Source organism: Streptomyces sp. NBC_01428, from assembly GCF_036231965.1.
In the GTDB taxonomy this organism is placed as follows: Bacteria; Actinomycetota; Actinomycetes; order Streptomycetales; family Streptomycetaceae; genus Streptomyces.
Window position 1 is genome coordinate 14,915 of sequence record NZ_CP109499.1, and the last position, 20,871, is coordinate 35,785.

General features: G+C 71.6%; 17 protein-coding genes. 5 read left to right on the plus strand and 12 right to left on the minus strand.

Annotated features, from left to right (window positions below):
- Window positions 1-29: 29 nt before the first annotated feature.
- The 4 genes from OG406_RS00075 to OG406_RS00090 form a co-directional block, all read right to left on the minus strand.
- Window positions 30-806 (minus strand): ABC transporter permease, encoded by a 777-nt coding sequence (locus tag OG406_RS00075; protein WP_164370981.1) that lies wholly within the window; start codon window positions 804-806, stop codon window positions 30-32.
- A complete protein-coding gene (locus OG406_RS00080; RefSeq protein WP_329183026.1) occupies window positions 803-1,774 on the minus strand; it encodes an ATP-binding cassette domain-containing protein in 972 nt (323 codons plus the stop codon). Before OG406_RS00080 ends, OG406_RS00075 begins: the two co-directional genes overlap by 4 nt.
- A 55-nt stretch (window positions 1,775-1,829) precedes the next feature.
- Complete coding sequence (locus OG406_RS00085) at window positions 1,830-2,501, minus strand: DUF4097 family beta strand repeat-containing protein (protein WP_329183027.1); 672 nt, start codon at window positions 2,499-2,501, stop codon at window positions 1,830-1,832.
- Window positions 2,502-2,852: 351 nt separating this feature from the next.
- Window positions 2,853-5,108: an MMPL family transporter gene (locus tag OG406_RS00090; RefSeq protein WP_329183029.1), complete on the minus strand. Its 2,256-nt coding sequence runs from the start codon at window positions 5,106-5,108 to the stop codon at window positions 2,853-2,855.
- A gap of 694 nt (window positions 5,109-5,802) precedes the next feature.
- Between OG406_RS00090 and OG406_RS00095 the strand changes: the two genes are divergently transcribed.
- Window positions 5,803-6,588: an MBL fold metallo-hydrolase gene (locus tag OG406_RS00095; RefSeq protein ID WP_329183030.1), complete on the plus strand. Its 786-nt coding sequence runs from the start codon at window positions 5,803-5,805 to the stop codon at window positions 6,586-6,588.
- Here the strand turns inward: OG406_RS00095 and OG406_RS00100 are convergent.
- Both OG406_RS00100 and OG406_RS00105 read right to left on the minus strand, forming a co-directional pair.
- Complete coding sequence (locus OG406_RS00100) at window positions 6,585-7,856, minus strand: MFS transporter (protein WP_387112539.1); 1,272 nt, start codon at window positions 7,854-7,856, stop codon at window positions 6,585-6,587. The genes OG406_RS00095 and OG406_RS00100 overlap by 4 nt on opposite strands.
- A gap of 477 nt (window positions 7,857-8,333) precedes the next feature.
- Window positions 8,334-9,065, minus strand: a complete 732-nt coding sequence (locus OG406_RS00105; RefSeq protein WP_164370976.1) for a helix-turn-helix domain-containing protein — start codon at window positions 9,063-9,065, stop codon at window positions 8,334-8,336.
- Between the two features lie 250 nt (window positions 9,066-9,315).
- Between OG406_RS00105 and OG406_RS00110 the strand changes: the two genes are divergently transcribed.
- Complete coding sequence (locus OG406_RS00110) at window positions 9,316-9,990, plus strand: DUF4097 family beta strand repeat-containing protein (protein WP_329183033.1); 675 nt, start codon at window positions 9,316-9,318, stop codon at window positions 9,988-9,990.
- Between the two features lie 63 nt (window positions 9,991-10,053).
- Here the strand turns inward: OG406_RS00110 and OG406_RS00115 are convergent, their stop codons facing one another.
- From OG406_RS00115 to OG406_RS00130, 4 genes are all read right to left on the minus strand, one after another.
- Window positions 10,054-10,785 carry a methylmalonyl-CoA mutase family protein gene (locus OG406_RS00115; RefSeq protein ID WP_438829460.1) on the minus strand — a complete coding sequence of 244 codons (732 nt, stop codon included), beginning with the start codon at window positions 10,783-10,785 and terminating at the stop codon, window positions 10,054-10,056.
- A gap of 342 nt (window positions 10,786-11,127) precedes the next feature.
- Entirely contained in the window at window positions 11,128-12,180 is a 1,053-nt protein-coding gene (locus OG406_RS00120; protein ID WP_329183037.1) for a 2-oxoacid:ferredoxin oxidoreductase subunit beta, read from the minus strand.
- The gene (locus tag OG406_RS00125; protein ID WP_329183038.1) at window positions 12,170-14,071 is read right to left on the minus strand and encodes a 2-oxoacid:acceptor oxidoreductase subunit alpha; all 1,902 of its coding nucleotides are present in this window, start codon (window positions 14,069-14,071) and stop codon (window positions 12,170-12,172) included. Before OG406_RS00125 ends, OG406_RS00120 begins: the two co-directional genes overlap by 11 nt.
- Window positions 14,072-14,263: 192 nt before the next feature.
- Window positions 14,264-15,853, minus strand: coding sequence for an acyl-CoA carboxylase subunit beta (locus OG406_RS00130; protein ID WP_329183039.1), 1,590 nt, complete (start codon window positions 15,851-15,853; stop codon window positions 14,264-14,266).
- Window positions 15,854-16,417: 564 nt separating this feature from the next.
- Here OG406_RS00130 and OG406_RS00135 point away from each other — a divergent pair.
- The 3 genes from OG406_RS00135 to OG406_RS00145 all read left to right on the plus strand — a co-directional run bounded on the left by OG406_RS00135 (window position 16,418) and on the right by OG406_RS00145 (window position 18,913).
- Complete coding sequence (locus tag OG406_RS00135; RefSeq protein WP_267052133.1) at window positions 16,418-17,176, plus strand: thioesterase II family protein; 759 nt, start codon at window positions 16,418-16,420, stop codon at window positions 17,174-17,176.
- Between the two features lie 155 nt (window positions 17,177-17,331).
- Window positions 17,332-18,132, plus strand: coding sequence for an alpha/beta fold hydrolase (locus OG406_RS00140; protein ID WP_266621101.1), 801 nt, complete (start codon window positions 17,332-17,334; stop codon window positions 18,130-18,132).
- A gap of 4 nt (window positions 18,133-18,136) precedes the next feature.
- Complete coding sequence (locus tag OG406_RS00145; RefSeq protein ID WP_164370969.1) at window positions 18,137-18,913, plus strand: MerR family transcriptional regulator; 777 nt, start codon at window positions 18,137-18,139, stop codon at window positions 18,911-18,913.
- Window positions 18,914-18,969: 56 nt separating this feature from the next.
- Here OG406_RS00145 and OG406_RS00150 read toward each other — a convergent pair whose 3' ends face one another.
- Entirely contained in the window at window positions 18,970-19,884 is a 915-nt protein-coding gene (locus OG406_RS00150) for a 3-hydroxybutyryl-CoA dehydrogenase (RefSeq protein WP_329183048.1), read from the minus strand.
- Window positions 19,881-20,870, minus strand: a complete 990-nt coding sequence (locus tag OG406_RS00155) for a 3-oxoacyl-ACP synthase III family protein (protein ID WP_329183050.1) — start codon at window positions 20,868-20,870, stop codon at window positions 19,881-19,883. The genes OG406_RS00150 and OG406_RS00155 overlap by 4 nt, the downstream gene beginning before the upstream one ends.
- Between the last annotated feature and the right edge of the window lies 1 nt (window position 20,871).

Sequence of the window (20,871 nt, forward strand, 5' to 3'; positions counted from 1 at the left end):
GGTGGAACGGGTTCGCGGTGTCTGCCTGGCTACTTGGGATCCGCGTTGTACTGGGACTGCGACCAGCGCCAGCCGAGCACGCTCAGGGCCGCGCACCAGAGCAGGGCGATCCACCAGTTGTTGCCGATCTCCGTGCCCAGCAGGAGGCCGCGCAGGGTTTCGATGGCCGGGGTGAAGGGCTGGTAGTGGGCGATCGGCTGGAACCAGCCGGGCATCGAGTCCAGGGGGACGAAGGCGCTGGAGATCAGCGGCAGGAGGATCAGCGGCATGGCGTTGTTGCTGGCCGCTTCGGCGTTGGGGCTGCCGAGGCCCATGCCGACGGCGATCCAGGTGAAGGCGAGGGCGAAGAAGGCGAGGAGGCCGAGGGCGGCGAGCCATTCCAGCACGCCTGCATCGGTGGAGCGGAAGCCCATGGCCACGCCTACGGCGCCGACGAGGATGACGCTGAGGATGGCCTGCAGGACGCTTCCGACGACGTGGCCGAACAGGACGGAGCCGCGGTGGATGGCCATGGTGCGGAAGCGGGCGATGATGCCCTCGTTCATGTCGGTGGCGACCGAGACGGCGGTGCCGACGACGGTGGAGCCGATCGTCATGAGCAGGATGCCGGGGACGATGTAGGCGATGTAGGCGGAGCGGCCGGCGCCGCCGCTCATGGTGTTGCCGAAGATGTAGACGAACAGCAGGAGCAGCATCACGGGGGTGAGCAGCAGGTTGAGGGTGAGGGAGGGGTAGCGGCGGGCGTGGAGGAGGTTGCGGCGCAGCATGGTGGAGGAGTCGCGCACGGCGAGGGAGAGGGAGCTCATCGGACGGTCTCCTTGGGCTGGGCGGGCTGGGTGGGGAGGGTGGTGTTGCCGGTGAGGGCGAAGAAGACGTCGTCCAGGTCGGGTGTGTGGACGGTGAGTTCGTCGGCTTCGATGCCGGCGGTGTCGAGGCGGTCGAGGATGGTGCGCAGTTCGCGCTGGCTGCCGTCGCTGGGGAGTTGGAGGGCGAGGGCTTCGTCGTCGCGGGCGCTGTCGGTGAGGGTGAGGGCGGCTCTCTGGTAGGCGGTGGGGTCGGTGAAGCGCAGGCGGATGTGTCCGCCGGGGATGAGGCGCTTGAGTTCCTCGGCCGTGCCCTCGGCGGCGATCCTCCCGTCGTTCAGGACGGCGATGCGGTCGGCGAGTTCGTCGGCCTCCTCCAGGTACTGCGTGGTGAGGAAGACCGTGGTCCCGCCGGTGACGAGCTCCCGGATGATCTGCCACATGTTGTGCCGCGAGCGCGGGTCCAGACCGGTGGTCGGCTCGTCGAGGAAGATGATCCGCGGGCTGCCCACCAGCGTCATCGCGATGTCCAGACGCCGCTTCATACCGCCCGAGTAGGTCGACGCCGGCTTCCCCGCCGCCTCCACCAGGTCGAAACGCTCCAGGAGTTCGGCCGCCACCCGCCGGCCCTGCGCCTTCGGCAGATGGTGCAGGTCGGCCATCAGGAGCATGTTCTCCTCCCCCGTGATCAGCCCGTCCACCGCCGAGAACTGCCCCGTCACACCGATGACGGCACGCGCTGCCTGCGCGTCAGAGGCCAGGTCGTGACCGCCCACCTGGATCTGCCCGGAACCCGCGTCGGGCGTGATGAGCGTCGAGAGGATCTTCACCGCCGTCGTCTTGCCGGCACCGTTCGGACCCAGCAGGGAGAACACGGTCCCCTCCGGAACCGTCAGGTCGACACCGTCGAGTACGACCTTGTCACCGTAGGACTTGCGCAACCCGTGCGCCGCGATGGCCAGGTTGGTCATGAGGGGGACTCCTTTGAGGCTGCGGGTGGTGAGGGTGTCGTGGGGGCGTCGGGGGTCAGTTGCTGGTGGCGGTGATGTCGCCCTGGGCGGTGGTGGCCCGGATGGTGAGGGCGGGGGCGTGGCCGGTGTTCTTCAGGGCGTTGCTGATGCGGCCGTGGGTGGTGCCGGCGTCGAGGGTGGCGGAGACGCCGGGGGTGGCGCCGATGGTGATGTCGCCGGCTTGGGTGCGCAGGGTGACGGTGCCGCCGGTGGCCTCGGTGACGGTGAGGTCGCCTTTTTGGGTGCTGATGTCGGCGGGTCCGCCGAGGCGGCCCACGGTGATGTCGCCTGCCATGAGGGTCAGGTGGGCGCCGGCGGTCTCGTCGAGTTTGAGGGTGCCCTGGGCGCCTTCGAAGGTGACGTCGCCGAGGCGGCCCACGCCGCGGAAGTCGGCGGCGGCGGTCTTGGCCTCGACGCGGGAGCCGACGGGGAGCTGGATCGTGATCTCGACGGACCCCGAACCGGTGCCGAGGATGCGGTTCTTGGCCGGTGCGGCCTCGATGCGCAGGACACCGTCGCCGTAGACGACCGTGACCTGCTCAGCCGCCTTCACGTCCCGGCTCTTGGCCGCATTCGCCGGCAGGACCTCCACCGTGGCGTCTCCCCGGTCCGCGGCGATGACCTGGATCCGGCCCGCCGGAATGTCGATGACGGCCGAGATGGGGGCGGGCGTGTCGAACTTCTGCATCGTGCTCTCCTTCTCGTGCACCGCGCGCCCCTACGGCGCCCGCGCTTTCCGATGAGGGAAACGCTACGTTGCATTCACGGTTCTGACAACACTGTTGTTGCGCAAGTTGACGTTAACTCCTGGTAGATGCGCGAAAGTTGTTGCAATGGTCTCGCGCATAACGCAACGTCCCGGTACGGAGTTTGTTGCAATGATTGGGGGTGAACGCTATCCATGGACGGCCTGGCGCCGGCAGCGCGGCGGCGGCCGGTGGTGCCGGCAGCGGCCACGACGCCACCGGCCGGTGGCCGGTGGCGTCGTGGCGTTGTCCGGTCGCGTGCTCCTGCCGGTCCGGGACCCAAGGGCCGTGGCTCAGCGGATGAGTTCGCGTTCGCGCCTGGGGCTACGGGACGACGGGAGCGGGCCGGCGGGGCCGTGACCGAGTTGCGCGCCCTCGACGTCCAGGTTGGGCAGCAGTCGGTCGAGCCACTTCGGCAGCCACCAGGCCTTGGTGCCCAACAGGGCGAACAGGGCCGGGACGATGGCCATGCGGACGACGAAGGCGTCGAAGAGCACCGCGGAGGCCAGCGCGAAGCCCATCATCTTGACGAGGTCGTTGTCCTCGGCGATGAAGCCGGAGAAGACGCTGATCATGATGATGGCGGCGGCCGAGACGACGCGGCCGCCGTAGCGGAAGCCGGTGACGACGGCCTCGGCGGGGGTGGCGCCGTGGGTGTAGGCCTCGCGCATGCGGCTGACGAGGAACACCTCGTAGTCCATGGCGAGTCCGAAGACCACGCCGATCATGAGGATGGGCATGGTGCTCACGATGGGGCCGGGCTGGTCGATGCCGAACAGGCCGGCGAGGTGGCCCTGCTGGAAGACCGCGACGACCGCGCCGAGCGCCGCGCCGACCGACAGCAGGAACCCCAGAGCCGCCTTGAACGGGACCAGGAGCGAGCGGAAGACCACCATCAGGAGCAGGAAGGCCAGGCCCACGACGAGGGCGAGGTAGGGCAGCAGCGCCTTGTCCAGGGTGTGGGAGAAGTCGATGATCAGGGCCGTCTGACCGGTGATCAGGATCTCGGAGCCGGTGTCCTTCTCCAGGGCGCCGGCGCTGCCGCGCAGGGAGCGGACCAGGTCCTCGGTCGCGGCCTTGCCCGGGCCGCTGGCGGGGATGACGTTGAAGAGGGCGGTGTCGCCCGCCGGGTTGACGGTGGGCGGGGCGACGGAGGCGACGCCGTCCTGTGCGGCGAAGCGCTGGGCGACCCGCTCGGCCACGGCGGCGGCCTTCGGGGCTTCGACGGTCACGGTGAGCGGGCCGTTGAAGCCGTCGCCGAAGGACGCCGAGAGCATGTCGTAGGCCTTGCGCTGGGTGGTGTCGGTGGCCATCGTGCCCTCGCCGGGCAGGCCCAGGCGCAGGTCGGCGGCGGGCACGGCCAGCGCGCCCAGGCCCACGACGCCGACCAGCAGGACGGCGACCGGGTGGCGCAGGACGTAACCGGCCCAGCGTGCACCGAGGTTGGGGTGGCGCCGGGCCTGCTCGGCCGCCCGCTTGGCCGCCTTGCGCTGCTTTCGGGGTGAGAGGGGCTTGCTGCGGAACGCCGCGCGGTCGCGGCGGCGCAGGACGCGGATCGGGGCGAAGGCGAGCAGGGCGGGGACCAGGGTGGTGGCGATGAGGACGGCCACGGCGACGGTGCCGGCGGCGGCCAGGCCCATCTTGGTCAGGACCGGGATGTTCACCACGCTCAGGCCGGCGAGCGCGACGATGACGGTGAGGCCGGCGAAGACGACGGCGGAGCCTGCGGTGCCGACCGCCCGTCCGGCGGCCTCCTGGCGGTCGTGGCCCTCCAGTTTCTCCGAGCGGTAGCGGGAGACGACGAACAGCGCGTAGTCGATGCCGACCGCCAGGCCCAGCATCATCGCCAGGTTGGAGGTGGTCGCGGACAGGCCGAGTGTGCTGCCCAGGGCGGTGATGGCGCTGATGCCGATGCCGACACCGATGACGGCGGTCAGCAGCGGCATGCCGGCGGCGATCAGGGAACCGAAGGTGAGCAGCAGGACGAGGGCGGAGATCAGGACGCCGATCTTCTCGCCGACGCCGCTCATGGCGGTGTCGACCTTCACCGCGTCACCGCCGGCCTCCACGGTCAGGCCCGCGCTCCGGCCCGAACGCAGGCTCTTGTCCAGCGCGTCGTGCTGGGCGTCGGTGAGTTCGGTGCCGCTCGCCTTGTAGGTGGCGACCGCGTAGGCGGTGGTGCCGTCCTTGCTGACCGCGCCGGTGGTGAACGGGTCGGTGACCCGGGTGACGCCCGGGTTGTCGCCGAGGTCGCCGACGAGGTCGGCGACCGACTTCTTGTTGGCGGTCCCGGTGATCCGCTCCCCCTTCGGGGCGCGGACCACGACCCGGGCGCTCGCGCCTTCGGCGCCGGCGGCCGGGAACTTCTCCTCCAGCAGGTCGAAGGCCTTCTGCGACTCGGTGCCCGGCATGGAGAAGGTGTCGGCGGGAGGCGCGGGTGCCGAGGAGGCCGCGAATCCCGCTCCGAAGAGAACCAGCAGCCACAGCAGTACCGTCAGGCCTCGCCTGCGGAACGCGAATCGGCCCAGTCTGTAGAGCAACGTCGCCATGGTGGGGGGCTCCCGTCGGGATCGGATGGCACCAAGACCCGCGCAGGTTAACAAACCGCAGTGGCGGTTTACTTACGTCGGCGGTGATTCTCCGCCACTCCCGGGACGGCCCTCGAGCGTGCCTCCGGCGGCTCTCGAGCGGGCCTCGCGGCACGGCGGAACACGGGCCCCCGCACACCCCCGCACCCCGCGGTGCGCCATCCCTCCCCCGGCCGCGCCCGGCACACGCCTGAGGCGCACACCTGGGGCACCGGGACAGCCTGCCGGAGCGCGCTCGAAGCCTGGTCGAGTCCCGCTCGCCCCCAACGGGAGCCCCGGGTAGGCCTGTTCGGCGGTCTGGGGCACGCCCGTTCGGAGGCCTCGGGCGCGCCCGTTCGGCGGCGCCGGTGGTCCGCGCCGGTGGCGGCGGCAGCGCCGCACGAAGGACGTCCGGATCCGGGCGTCCGACGCGGTACCCGGCGTGCGTCCACGCCGGGCGGGTAGGCGAGGTGTTGATCAGGCCGGCGGTGTCCTGCCGCCCGAAGGGCGCACGCGCGCGGTCCAGGTTCCCTCGTCCATCGCTCAACTATGGCTGTACGGGAGGCGGTTAGCCTTCCGATCATGGCCCGCTCGGCTCCGGGCCGCCGCGCCGGGACGCTCCGACGGGAGGAAGGGCCGGGTCTGCCCGCCTCCCCACACGACAAGGACTGCGTTTGTGAAAGTTCATCACCTGAACTGCGGCACCATGCATCCGCCCGGCGCGCGCCTGGTGTGTCATGTGCTGCTCCTCGAGACCGCCGGCGGTCTGGTCCTCGTCGACTCCGGGTACGGGCTCGACGACATCGCCGATCCCGGGCGCCGGGTGGGGCCGTCCCGGCGTTTCGTGCGGCCCGTGTTCGACGTCGAGGAGACGGCCGTACGGCAGGTCGAGAGGCTCGGGTTCCGCCGCGAGGACGTCCGCCACATCGTGCTGACGCATTTCGACTCCGACCACATCGGGGGGCTGGCCGACTTCCCCGACGCGCAGGTCCACCTCACCGCCGACGAGGCGAGCGGCTCCGTCCACTCCCCCACCTGGCGGGAGCGGATCCGCTACCGGCGGCCGCAGTGGGAGCACGGCGTGAAGCTCGTCGAGCACCGTCCCGACGGTGAGCGGTGGCGCGGTTTCGCGGCGGCGCGTGAACTCGACGCGATCGCGCCCGGGATCGTGCTGATCGCCCTGCCCGGGCACAGCCGGGGGCACGCCGCCGTCGCCGTCGAGTCGGACAGCGGGTGGCTGCTGCACGCCGGGGACGCCTTCTACCATCTGGGCGTCCTGGACCGGCGCTCCCCCGTCCCGCGCACGCTCAGCGGCATGGAGTCCTTCATCGCGTACGACATCAAGCAGGTGCGCGACAACCATGCGCGGCTCGCGGAGCTGTACGAGCGCGGGGAGCCCGATCTGCTCATCGTCAACGCCCACGACCCCGTGCTGTTCGAGCAGGCCCTCGCGCGCGTCTAGCGGGACCGGCGGGGCGGGCCGGCTGCGGGGTCCGTGGCGGGCGGCGGGGCGGGCGCCGGTGTGCGGGGCCGTGGCTTCGGGGTCTGCCGCACGGTCAGTTGTGCCCGGCGTACGTCGCCGGAGAGGAGGCCGACGACGGCGGCGCTCGCGCTGATGCCCGCGCCGATGAGGAACATCGGGGTCACTCCGACCGCGCCGGCCGCCAGTCCGAACAGGGGGAAGACGAGCGGGGCGAGGCCGACGTGGGACAGGGCCAGGACGCCGGCGACGCGGCCCTGGTAGGCGGCGGCCGTGTTGTGCTGGATCAGGGCGATGGACAGGCCTCCGCACACGCCGCCCACCAGTCCGGCGAAGCCGGCGACCGTCGCCGCGCCGGCCACCGTCGGCAGCAGACCGATGGCGCCGATCGCCGCGGAGGCGACGACGAGCGTGCCGACCTGGACCGTTCCGGCGCGCCGGATCCGTCCCATCAGGGACAGGCCCACGGCTCCCAGCCCGGCCCCGACCGCGAACGCGCCGAGGATCCAGCCGATCGAGGAAGCCCCGAAGCCCCGCTCCCCCGCCAGGAGGAACACTCCCACCTGCAGCGGCGCCATGAACCCGATCTCGCTCAGCGCGGTGGCGAGCACGAGCGGTCCCACCAGGCGGTGGCGGCGGATGTAGCGCAGTCCGTCGGCCAGGTCCTGCCAGGGGGTGCCGGGTTCGGCCGCGCCCGGGTCTACCGGCAGGGGCGCGATGCGCACGCCGGCCAGGAGGAGGAGGGAGAACGCGAACAGCACCCCGGCCGTCGCGAAGGCGGCCTCGCCGTGGTGGGCGAGGGCGAACCCGGCCAGGGGCGGGCCCACCGCCTTGCCGATCCGGATCGCCAACTGCCGCATGCCGACGAGGCGGACGACCTCGTCGGGGGCGGTGAGCCGCGGGGGCAGCGCGCCCACCGCCGGCATGAACAGGGCGTCCACCACCCCGAAGACCAGCGCCACCACCACCAGCAGCCAGATCCTGGGTGTGCCGAGCCACAGCACGGCGGCGAGCGCGAGGATCACCGCGGCCCGCAGGGCGTCGGAACCGATGACGACCTTGCGCGGATCGAACCGGTCGGCCACCACACCGCCGAGGAGCATCAGCAGCGCCCTGGGGACGGCACCCACCGCCAGCACCAGGCCGACCTGGGCGGGTCCGGCGAACTGCGCGGCCGCCCAGCCCAGCGCGAGGAAGTAGACGCTGTCGCCCACGATGGACGCGAAGTAGGCGGTCAGCCAGCGCAGCACGTTCGTGTCGCGGTGCGCGGGCCGGGCCGGCCGTGCCGGGCTCCGCCCGGACGCGCCGGGTCCCTCGGACGCGGCGCCGGAGGCATCCGGAGGCGTGCACCTGCCCTTGTCTGCAAGGGCGTTGGACGGGGAGGGAGTGTACGGCTGTTGCAGGCGGGGCTCCGGCTCCGCAGCCGGCGTGGTGGCCGTGCGCGGCGCCGGGCGGGTGCCCGTCCGGTGCGGGGGACCCGCCTCCGGGACGAGGGTGGCGGCGCGGGGCCCGGGGCCGGTGGGCGGGGCGGAGCCGCCGGACCTCGGGAACCCGGCTCTGGCGGCATCGGCATCGGTCACAGCCGGGATCCTCACCTCAATCTCCATACGGGACAAGGGATTCCGGTACGTCCTGGGCCAGGGCTCCACCGGCGTTCCGGCGGAAGCCTCCCCGCCGGACGCGCGTCGGACCGGCGGAGCCGGCGGGTCCCGCGGCCGGATCGCGGCTCAGCCGGTTTCGTCCGGTGTCGTCTCGGGCTTGGTGTAGAGGACCTCGCGGGCCTGTTCCGCGGCGCGGGCGAGGCTCTCGGAGACGTAGTCGAGGAAGCGGGCGATGTTCTCCAGGCGGTTGCCGGCCGGGGTGCCGTGGCCCAGGACGCCGACGCCCTGGCGTGCGGTCTCCACGATCTGGGCGGTGGAGCGGGCGCTGGCCATCATGGACTGGTACCAGACGTCGTCGTCGACGACGTAGCGCTCGCGGCGGCGTTCGTCGCGCTCCCTGCGGACCAGGCCCTGGCTCTCCAGGAACGCGATGGCCTTGGAGATGGACGCCGGGCTGACCTGGAGGCGCTGGACGAGTTCGGCGGCGGTGAGGCTGCCGGAGTCGGTCAGGGTGAGGCAGGCCATCACGCGGGCCATCATCGTGGGCGCGCCCGAGGCCATGAAGACGGTGGTGAGCACCTCTTCGTACTCGCGTACGGCCTGTTCGTGGCGGCCTTGCGGCTGGGGTGTCCTCGCATCCCGGGGGGTGGCCTGCTTGCGGCGGTGGGCGCGGTGTTCGGTGGCCCGGTGGGCGAGGTCGGCGCGGTAGGAGGTGGGGCCGCCGTTGCGCATCACCTCGCGCGTGATGGTGGAGGTCGGGCGGTCCAGGCTTCGGGCGATCTCGGCGTAGGCGAGGCCGTCGGCCAGTCCCAGCGCGATCTGCTGGCGTTCCTGCTGGGTGAGCCTGCCTCCCGGCATCGCGGTCTCCTTCGTCGTGCATGGCGCGTGTTGTCGGGACTATAGCGTTCACATCCAATTCATTGCAACAACAGAAGTCGCGAGTGTTGCGTTAGATATTGAACCATTGCAACAATTTCCGCTCTGCCAGCTGCAGTTATGTGCATGTCGCGCAACGACCCTGTTGCCCGATCAGTGAATGCAACGTAGCTTTTCTGTCATCAGAAACCGCGGGCCGCTGGGGCGCGCGATGCAGGAGAAGGAGAGCACGATGCAGAAGTTCGACTCCCCCGCCCCGATCTCCGCCGTTCTCGACATCCCGGCCGGCCGGGTCCGCCTGGTCGCCGCGGACCGCGCCGACACCGGCGTCGACGTCGTGCCCGCCGACGCCTCCAGGGGCGCCGACGTGAAGGCGGCCGAGCAGATCACCGTCGCCTACGCCGACGGCGTCCTGCGCATCGAGACCCCGCAGGCCAACAGCCGCCTCCTGGGTGCCGGTTCCGGGGCCGTCGAGGTCACCGTCCAGCTCCCCGCCGGCTCCCGCGTCGAGGCGAGGACCGCCGCCGCCGAGATCAGCGGCACCGGACGCCTCGGCGACGTCACCCTCGAATCCGCCCAGGGCACCATCACCCTCGACGAGACCGCGAGCGCCCGCCTCACCCTCGCCGCCGGTGACATCACCGTGCGCCGGGTCGGCGGTTCCGCCGAGATCAGCACCCAGAAGGGCGACCTGACCATCACCGAAGCCGTGCACGGCACCGTCACCCTGCGCACCGAGGCCGGCCACATCACCGTCGGCGCCGCCCACGGCGTCTCCGCCACCCTGGACGCCGGCACCGGATACGGCCGCGTCGACAACGCCCTGAACAACTCCGAGGGCTCCGCCGCAGGCCTCGCCATCCACGCCACCACCGGCTACGGCGACATCACCGCCCGCAGCAACTGAACGGCAGGGGCCCTCGGCGGGCACCCGCCGCAGATCCCCCGGCCCTCATCCGCCGCACGGCAGTCAACGGGCATCCGCCGGGAGACGGATGCCCCACACCTCGCGCAGTGCGTCGCACACCTCGCCGACGGTGGCGCGGGCGCGCAGGGCTTCCCTCATCGGGCGCAGGACGTCGCCGTCGCCCGCCGCCGCCTTCTTCAGCCTGGTGAGTGCGGCGTCCACGTCCCGTTGTTCGCGCCAGGCACGGAGTTTGGCGATGCGTTCGCCCTGCCGCACCGCGGCAGCGGGGTCGGCGGGCGCCGGCCCCTCGGGCCTCTCCCCGTCGAAGGTGACGGAGCCGGTCAGGGGCACGACGTACGCGCCGGGGCCGGTCTCCCGGACCACCCGGCAAGCATCGGCGGCCCACTGCGGAAGCTCGGTACGGCAGTACCGGACGAGGTCCGCGGCCAGCCGCGCGGACGGGCCCGGCGGGAAGATGCGGTCGCCGTCCGGCACGCACTCCCCCGCCCCGCCGTCGTGGAACGTGCCGGACAGCCGGCCGGCCGCCGCTCCCTGCTCCTCGGCGACCAGCTGGTACAGAAGAAGAAGCGGCGCGGCGCACGCGCCGCAGCGCATCGAGGTGACGACTTCCTCCAGCGGGATCCCGGCGAACAGCACCCGCATGTCGTCGATCGAGTCGATCGCCACCCCCGCCCGGCCGACCTCACCGCGCGCCGCCGGCGCGTCGGAGTCGTGCCCCGCGCGGGTCGGCACGTCGAACACCACGGACAGATCCCTCACGCCGGCCGCGATCAGCTTCCTGTGGCGGGCGTTGCACTCGGCCGCGGTGCCGGAAGCGGTGGACGACCACCAGGTGGGCGCACGGTCCGCGCCCGGGTCCGGGTCCGGCGGGTGCACGACACGGGTCGGCGGGTGCGCGGCCGGCTCGCCGAGCCACTGATCCGCCTCCCCTAACCCGAGACGCCGGCCCGCCTCCCCCGGACCCCGGCCGCCCCGCTCCCCCGTCCGCCGGGCCGGGTTGAAGGGCTCGAGAGCCCGCGGACCGTACGCCGGCTCGGTGGGCGGTCGTGGCGCGCCTGTTGCGGTGTGCTCCATGCCATCCCGTTTCTCGGTGCCGCCTCGCGACGGGATCCGGGGTCAGCCGACGACGGTCCAGGTGTCTCCTCCGGCCAGCAGTGCGCCGAGGTCTCCCTTGCCGTTCTGCTCGATGGCCGCGTCGAGCTGGTCGGTCATCTGCGTGTCGTAGACGGGGCGTTCGACGCTGCGGAAGACCCCGATGGGGGTGTGGTGCAGCGTGTCGGGGTCGGCGAGGCGGGACAGGGCGAACGCTGTGGTCGGGGACGCGGTGTGGGCGTCGTGGACCAGGATCCGGTGCCGGGTCTCGTCCGTCACCGGGACCACGACCAGGTCGCCGGTGGCGGGGTCGCGGACGACGCCCTTGGAGTGGTCGGTGCCGAAGGTGATGGGCCGGCCGTGTTCGAGGCGGATGACGGCTTCCTCGGCCTGTTGTTTGTCCTTGAGGACCTCGAAGGCGCCGTCGTTGAAGATGTTGCAGTTCTGGTAGATCTCCACCAGCGCGGTGCCCGGGTGGGCGGCGGCCTGGCGCAGGACGTCGGTGAGGTGCTTGCGGTCGGAGTCGACCGTGCGGGCCACGAACGAGGCCTCCGCGCCGATCGCCAGGGACACCGGGTTGAACGGGGCGTCCAGCGAGCCCATCGGCGTCGACTTGGTGATCTTCCCGACCTCCGAGGTCGGCGAGTACTGGCCCTTGGTCAGACCGTAGATCCGGTTGTTGAACAGCAGGATCTTCAGGTTCACGTTGCGGCGCAGGGCGTGGATGAGGTGGTTGCCGCCGATGGACAGCGCGTCGCCGTCACCGGTGACGACCCACACGGACAAATCCCGCCGCGAGGAGGCCAGACCGGTGGCGATCGCGGGGGCACGCCCGTGGATCGAGTGCATCCCGTAGGTGTTCATGTAGTACGGGAACCGCGAGGAGCAGCCGATCCCGGAGACGAAGACGATGTTCTCCTTCGCCAGCCCCAGCTCCGGCATGAAACCCTGCACGGCCGCCAGGATCGCGTAGTCACCGCAGCCCGGGCACCAGCGCACTTCCTGATCCGACTTGAAGTCCTTCGCCGTCAGCGGTACTTCGGGCCTGGGAATGAGGGTCAGGGCCTCAGCGGGCATCGATGGTCTCCTTCAGCGCGGCGGCGAGCTGCTCGGCCTTGAACGGCATGCCGTTGACCTGGGTGTAGGAGCGGGCGTCCACCAGGTAGGTGGCGCGGATCAGGGTGGCGAGCTGGCCGAGGTTCATCTCGGGGATCACCACCTTGTCGTAGGAGCGAAGGACGTCGCCGAGGTTGCGGGGGAAGGGGTTGAGGTGGCGCAGGTGGGCCTGCGCGATGTGCTCACCGGCCGCGCGGAGCCTGCGGACGGCGGCGGTGACGGGCCCGTACGTCGAGCCCCAGCCCAGGACGAGGGTGGTCGCTTCGCCGGTGAGGTCGTCGACATCGAGGTCGGGGACGTCGATCCCGTCGACTTTGGCCTGGCGGGTGCGGACCATGAACTCGTGGTTGGCGGGGTCGTAGGAGATGTTCCCGCTGCCGTCCTGCTTCTCGATCCCGCCGATCCGGTGCTCGAGCCCCGGCGTTCCAGGCACCGCCCAGGGACGGGCGAGGGTGTGCGGGTCGCGCTTGTAGGGCCAGAAGACTTCCGTGCCGTCGTCCAGGGTGTGGTTGGGGTGCTGGGCGAACTGGACGCGCAGATCGGGGAGTTCGTCCGCCTCGGGGACGCGCCACGGCTCGCTGCCGTTGGCGAGGTAGCCGTCGGAGAGGAGGAAGACCGGGGTGCGGTAGGTGACGGCGATCCGGGCCGCCTCGATGGCCGCGTCGAAGCAGTCCGCGGGGGTGCGCGGGGCGACGATCGGGACCGGGGCTTCGCCGTTGCGGCCGTACATCGCCTGCAACAGGTCGGCCTGCTCCGTCTTGGTCGGCAGACCCGTGGACGGGCCACCGCGCTGGATGTCGATGACCAGCAGCGGCAGTTCGAGCGAGACGGCGAGCCCGATGGTCTCCGACTTCAGCGCCACACCCGGCCCCGACGTCGTCGTGACCGCCAGCGAACCACCGAACGCGGCCCCCAACGCCGCCCCGATCCCCGCGATCTCGTCCTCCGCCTGGAACGTGCGCACACCGAAGTTCTTGTGCCGGCTCAGCTCATGCAGGATGTCCGACGCCGGAGTGATCGGATACGAACCCAGATACAACGGCAGATCCGCCTGCCGCGACGCCGCGACCAGACCGTACGACAGCGCAAGATTCCCCGAGATGTTGCGGTACGTACCCGTCGGGAACGTCTGCGCCGCCGGAGCCACCTCGTAGGAGACCGCGAAATCCTCCGTCGTCTCCCCGAAATTCCAACCAGCCCTGAAAGCCGCCAGGTTCGCCGCCGCGATCTGAGGCTTCTTCGCGAACTTCGTCGCCAGGAACTTCTCCGTACCCTCCGTCGGCCGGTTGTACATCCACGACAACAGTCCCAGCGCGAACATGTTCTTGCTCCGCTCGGCCTCCTTGCGCGAGAGGTCGAACTCCTTCAGCGCCTCCACCGTCATCGTCGTCAACGGCACCGGATGAACGCTGTAACCATCCAGCGAACCGTCCTCCAGCGGACTGGCCGCATACCCGACCTTCTGCATCGCCCGCTTCGTGAACTCGTCCGTGTTCACGATGATCTCCGCACCCCGCGGCACATCCGCCATGTTCGCCTTCAACGCCGCCGGATTCATCGCCACCAGCACATTCGGCGCGTCACCCGGGGTGAGGATGTCGTGGTCGGCGAAATGCAGTTGGAAGCTCGACACACCGGGGAGAGTGCCTGCGGGGGCCCGGATCTCGGCCGGGAAATTCGGCAGCGTCGAGAGGTCGTTGCCGAACGAGGCCGTCTCCGAAGTGAAACGGTCACCGGTGAGCTGCATCCCGTCGCCCGAGTCGCCGGCGAAGCGGATGACGACCCGGTCCAGGCGCCGGACTTCCTTGTCGTACACCCCTGTCGTGGCGGGGGCGGTGGTGTGCACGGACATACGTGTGTCGGCTCCTGTCGGTGCTGGTCCGGCGGGTGCGGGCACGTCGGCGGACACGGGATGCGGTGCAGGGTCGTACGTCTGCGTCGAGATTAGGCAGCGCTGGTGGAGGGGCGCTCGGGCCGTCGTCCAGACGTGAATCGCCCTGCCCGGGCTTTTCGGTGGCGCGGAGAGGGGGTGGAGAGGGATGGGTCACTGGGGCTGGTTGCCGTGTTTGCGGGAGGGCTGGGGGACGTGCTTGGTGCGCAGGACGGCGAGGGCGTCGATCAGGCGGATGCGGGTCTCGGCGGGGTCGATGACGTCGTCGACGAGGCCGCGTTCGGCGGCGTAGTAGGGGTGCATGAGCTGGTCCCGGTATTCCTTGATGTGCTGGGTGCGGGTGGCCTCGGGGTCGTCGGCGGCGGCGATGTCGCGGCGGAAGATGACGCCGGCCGCGGCTTCCGCTCCCATGACGGCGATCTCGTTGCCGGGCCAGGCCAGGGAGAGGTCGGAGCCGATGGAGCGGGAGTCCATGACGATGTAGGCGCCGCCGTAGGCCTTGCGCAGGACGAGCTGGATGCGGGGGACGGTGGCGTTGCAGTAGGCGTAGAGGAGTTTCGCGCCGTGGCGGATGATCCCGTCGTGTTCCTGGCCGACGCCGGGCAGGAAGCCGGGGACGTCGACGAGGGTGACGAGGGGGATGTTGAAGGAGTCGCACATCTGGACGAAGCGGGCTGCTTTCTCGCTGCCCTTGATGTCGAGGGCGCCGGCGAGGTGGGCGGGCTGGTTGGCGACGATGCCGACCGTGTGGCCGTCCAGGCGGGCCAGTGCGCACAGCACGTTGGGGGCCCAGCGTTCGTGGACCTCGAAGAAGTCGCCGTCGTCGACGATCTCGGTGATGACGTGGCGCATGTCGTAGGCGCGGGTGGTGTCGTGGGGCACCAGGTCGCGCAGGGCGGGGGTGCGGCGGGCGGGGTCGTCGGTGCAGGGTTCGGCCGGGGGGTGTTCGCGGTTGTTGGCGGGCAGCAGGCAGAGCAGGTAGCGGACGTCGGTGAGGCAGTCGTCCTCGTCGTCGTAGGTGAAGGAGGCGACGCCGGAGAGGGTGGCGTGGGCGTCGGCGCCGCCCAGTTCCTCGTGGCTGACCTGTTCGCCGGTGACGGCACTGACGACGTCGGGGCCGGTGATGAACATCTGGGCGGTGCCGCGCACCATGAAGACGAAGTCGGTCAGGGCCGGGGAGTAGGCGGCTCCTCCGGCGCAGGGGCCCATCACGACGCTGATCTGCGGGATGATCCCGGAGTTGCGGACGTTGCGCTGGAAGATGCCGCCGTATCCGGCGAGCGCGGTGACGCCTTCCTGGATGCGGGCTCCGGCGCCGTCGCACAGGCCCACGATGGGGGCGCCCGCGGTGGCGGCCATGTCCATGATCTTGTGGATCTTCTCGGCGTGGGCCTCGCCGAGGGAGCCGGCGAAGATGCGGAAGTCGTGGGCGTAGGCGAAGACGGTGCGCCCGTACACGCGGCCCCAGCCGGTGACGACGCCGTCGGTGTGGGGGCGGTGGTCCTCCAGGCCGAAGCCGCTCGCGCGGTGCCGGCGCAGTCCTTCGATCTCGGTGAAGCGGCCGTCGTCGAAGAGGAGCGCGAGGCGTTCGCGGGCGGTGAGTTTGCCCTTGGCGTGCTGGGCGGCGGTGGCCCGTGGACCGGGTCCGTCGCGCAGGGTCTGCCGGAGTGCCTCGAGTTCGGCGAGTGTGCCGCGCCGCTGTCCCGGTGCGTCGTGCGGGGCGGTGATGGGCTCCGCGGGCATGGGTGTTCCCCCTCCGGCCGTCGTGGTGAGCCGCCGACCAGCGTGCGCCGGGGCGCTCGAGGGTGGTTGGAGTGGTGGACGATGTGGCGCGGGGCCGGGTCGTCCTTCGCCGCCGGGGGCCTGTCCCTGCCGTCCTCCTTCGTGAAGGTCAGGGGGTGTCTCGACGGTGAACAGGTCTGTCTGGCCCGTTCTTGGGCGGTGGTGGTGGGGGTTGGGGGCTGTGGTGTTTCTCCACCGGGCTGCGAGCGGTCGTCGAGGGCGGGTCGGCATGCTCGGGCTCGTGAGCTCCGATGCGGCCTGGCGTGAGACGTGAGGAGCTCGGACCGCCCGTCGGCGCTCCCACCCCCCGAGGGTGCCGGCGGGCCGGTCCATCGCGGGCGCGACGCGTATGGGCCCTGCCGCGGGGCGTGCCTGCCCGGGAGGGGCGGGGTGCGCGGTTGCGGGGCGGGTTCGGGCGCACGGAGCCCGACCGCTCGGGCAGGGTTCGATCTGCCGGGCCGGGCGGTCGACGGCCCGTTTCCGGCCGGGACGACCGGCCGGCTCCAGACGAAGGAGACACCGACAGTGGACACCACCTGGTTCCGACGCTTCACCGCCCCGGGCGACGGGCCGCGGCTCGTGTGCTTCCCGCACGCCGGGGGTTCGGCGACGGCGTATCTGCCGCTGGCGCGGACGCTGCCCGCTGACCTCGATGTGGTGTCCGTGCAGTATCCGGGGCGCCAGGACCGCTACCGCGAGGCGCCGTTCACCTCGATCGCCGCGCTCGTCGATGCGGTGGCCGGGCACCTGGCCGAGGAGCTGGAGAAGGATCCCTCACGGCCGTACGCCCTGTTCGGTCACAGCATGGGCGCGCTCGTCGCGTTCGAGACGGCCCGGCTGCTCGCCGCGCGTGAACTGCCTTCCGCGCAGCGGCTGTTCCTGTCCGGTCGGGGCGCGCCGGGCCCGCGGACCAGTGAGCACTATCAGTTCTTCGAGGACGCCGACGTGCTGGCCGAGGTGCGCCGGCTGGGTGGTACCGATCAGGCGATGCTCGACAATGCCGAGGTCATGGAGATGGTGCTGCCGGGGCTGCGGGCCGACTACCGGGCCCTTGGCACCTATCGGTGGCGGGAGGGTGAGCCGCTCGCGGCCCCGATATCGGTGCTGGTCGGGGACAGCGACCCGATGGTGAGTGTCGAGGAGGCCGTGACGTGGCGGGAGCACACCGGGGGCGACTTCGCGCTGAAGGTGTTCTCCGGCGGTCACTTCTATCTGGCCGACCACCTCGGTGGGATCGCCGCGACCGTGACGGAGGGGCTGCTCGCCGGGACGGGCGCCCGCTGACCCGTCCCGGGCCGGACACGTCGGCGGGCCGCGGGACGGGTCCGTGCCCGGGCCCGTGCGCGTGTCCGTGCCCGCGCTCGTGTCCGGGTCGTGCCGTGCTGTGGCTCGATGTGGCTGGTTGACCCTGACCCGGGGTCAGGGTGAACGCTGATCCCATGACCACTTCCCCCACGGCTTCCTGGTCCGGCATGGTTCCCGTCGACGACACGGCGCTGGCCGTCACCGACACGCGCGGCCCCGGCCGGGCCGTCGTCTATCTCAACGGCGCCTACGCCGGCCGGCGGCCCTGGCGGCCCGTCATCGCCGAACTCGGCGCCGGCTGGCGGCACATCACGTTCGACGGGCGGGCCCGCGGCCGCTCGCGCCGGTCGGCGGACTACTCCTTCGAGGCGGCGCTGCGCGACATCGACGCCGTCCTCGGCGCGAGGGGCGTCGACCGGCCGCTGCTGGTCGGCTGGTCCTACGGCGCCTCACTCGCCGTGCACTGGGCCGAGCGCAACCCCGGCCGCGCGCTCGGCGTGGTGTGCGTGGACGGGGCGGTCCCCTACGGTCTGACCGGTGAGGCGGGGCGGGCGCGGATCCGGCGCCTGTTCCGCCGGATGCGGCTGCTGCTGCCGCTGGTGCGGCCCTTCGGGCTGGCCGCGCGGATGAGCGCCGACCGGCACGCCGACGTCAACATCGAGGCCAACGAGATCACCGCGGCCATCGGACCGGTGCTGGACCGGGTGGCGTGCCCGGTGCGTTTCGTCCTCGCCACCGGGGCGAGCCTGGGCGGTCAGGAGGAGGAGATGGAGGAGATGCGGGCCTCGCTGGACCCGGTGCTCGCCCGCAACCGGGACATCCGGGTGAGCGCGAAGGTCGCGAGCAACCACTCCCACATCCTGCGCAAGGATTTCCGGGCGGTGGCCGCGGCGGTCCGTGAGACAGCGGCCGCCCTCGACGGCGGGGCGCGCTGACCTCATGGTGTACGGGCTCACGATCGGGCAGGCGGCGGCGTTCGCCGGTGTCACGGTCAAGGCGGTGCGCCACTACCACCGGCTCGGTCTGGTGGAGGAACCCGGGCGGGACGGTTCGGGCTATCGGCGGTACGGGTCGGCGCAGATGCTGCGGCTGGTGCAGGTGCGGACGCTGGCCGGCGCGGGGGTGCCGCTCGCCGAGATCGCCGGGCTTCTCGACGGGGATCCGGAGGGGTTCGCGGCGGCGCTGGAGGATGTCGAGCGCCGGCTCACCGAGCGGATCGAGGAGCTGATCGCGCGGCGGGCGGTGCTGCACCGGCTGGCCTCCGGGGACCGGCTGCTGCTGCCGGAGCGGGCCTGCGCGGTGCTGGACCGGCTCGCCGGGCTGGGGGTCGGTGCCGCGTACGTGGCGATCCAGCAGGAGGCGCTGGTCCTGGCGCGGGCTCTGGTGCCGGAGGTGTTCGAGAGTTTCCTGCAGCATCTGGAGCACCAGCTGGCCGATCCGCAGTACGTCGAGCTGGTGCGGCGCTGTCAGGACGCGGAGGCGTGGGATGCGGACGATCCGCGGCTCGATGAGCTGGCGGCCGCGCTGGCCGCCAAGGTGCTGGCCCATCGCGAGGAGCTGTCGATGCCGGCGGCGTTCCGGGCCAGGCCCGATGCCGCCACCCGGTACGGGCTGATCAACCATCACCGTGAGGACCAGGCGCCTGCGGCGGTGCGGCTGACGGAGCTGCTGGAGGCGAACCTGCGGGCGGCCGGGGTGGAGGTTCCGCAGCAGTGAGCGCCCCCGGGCGGCTCGGCTGGTGGCCGGCCGCCGGGTCCCGCGGGCGGGGCGGGTCAGGGGTAGGTGTGGAAGCCGCGGCCGGACTTCTTTCCCAGCAGGCCGCCCTCGACCATGCGCAGCAGCAGGGGCGGCGGGGCGTAGAGGGGTTCCTTGTACTCCTCGTACATGGCCCGGGCGATGGAGACGGTGGTGTCCAGGCCGATGAGGTCGGCCAGGCGCAGCGGTCCCATGGGGTGGGAGCAGCCCTGGGTCATGCCCTGGTCGATGGTGTCGGCGTCGGCGAGGCCGGATTCGAGCATGCGGACGGCGCTGAGCAGGTAGGGGAAGAGGAGGGCGTTGACGAGGAAGCCGGCCCGGTCCGGGGAGGTGATGGGTTTCTTGCCCAGGACGTCGCGGACGAAGGTCTCGGCGCGGGTGCTGACCGCCCGGTCGGTGAGGACGGAGTCGATGACTTCGACGAGCGGGAGTACGGGGACGGGGTTGAAGAAGTGCAGGCCCAGGACCTGGGCGGGGCGGCGGGTGGCGGCGGCGAGGCGGGCGATCGGGATGGAGGAGGTGTTGGTCGCCAGGATCGCGTCGGGGTCCTCGACGATCTTGTCGAGGGTGGCGAACAGGTCCTGTTTGAGGGGCTCGTCCTCCTTGACGGCCTCGATCACCAGGTGGCGGTCGGCGAGTTGGCCCAGGTCGCGGGTGAACGAGACGCGGGCCAGGGCTTGGTCGCGGTCGGCGGGGGTGAGTTTGCCCTTGGTGACGCCGCGGTCGAGGGAGGCGGTGAGGCGTCGGGGTGCGGTGTCCAGGGAGGTTTCGGAGAACACCACGACCCGCACGTCCAGGCCTGCTTTGGCGCAGAGTTCGGCGATGCCGGTGCCCATGATGCCGCTGCCGACGACACCGACCCGGTCGATGCCGGTGTCGGTGCTGCCGGTGTTGCCGGTTCTGGTGTCGGTGTGGTGCGTGGTGGTGGTCATGTGGGGTTCCCCCAGGTCAGAAGTGATGCTCCGATCGACATGCCGCCGCCGAACCCGGCGAGGAGCACCAGGTCGCCCGGGTTGAGGGCTCCGCTGCGGTTCGCGTCGTCGAGGGCGACGGGCACGGAGGCGCTGCCGACGTTGCCGTAGCGGATCAGGGTGCGGTGGGTCTGTGCGCCGGCCAGGCCGGTGCGTTCGACGAGGTCGGTGAGCATGACGCCGTTGGCCTGGTGGGGGACGAAGTGGTCGACGGCGGCGATGTCGACGCCGGCCCGGTCGGCGAGGGCGGTCAGGGCGGGCGGGACGTGTTCGGCGACGAAGTCGCGTACGCCGCGGCCGTCCATCCTGAAGTGGTGGCCGCCCTCGGCGAGGGTCTGCGCGGAGGCGGGGTTGCGGCTGCCGCCTGCTTCGACGCGGATGAGGTGGTGGGCGTCGCCGCGGCTGGACAGGTCGCTCGCGATGATGCCGCAGGGGTCCGGGACGGTGCCGACGACGGCAGCTCCGGCGCCGTCGGCGAAGAGGATCGCGGTCCTGCGGTCGGTGAGGTCCAGGATGCGGGAGTACACGTCCGCGCCGATCACCAGGGCGCGGGCGGTGGGGTGTTGGGCGATGAGGCTGTGGGCGAGGGCGAGGGCGTAGACGAAGCCGCTGCACACGACGTTGACGTCGAAGCAGGCCGCGTTCCAGGCGCCCAGTGCGCTTTGGACGAGGTAGGAGGTGGGGGGCTGGGGGAAGTCGCCGGTGGAGGTCGACACGATGACGTAGTCGATCTGATCGGCGTTCAGTCCTGCCTGGTCCAGGGCGCGTTCGGCGGCGAGGGTGGCGAGGTCGGAGGTCGCCTCGTGGGGGGCGGCGTAGCGGCGGGTGCGGATCTGGGTCTTGGCCTCGATCCACTGGGGGGTGACGCCGACGCGTTCGGCGATCTCGTCGTTGGTGACCTCGTGCTTGGGCAGGTAGGAGCCGGTGGAGAGGATGCCGATGCCCACG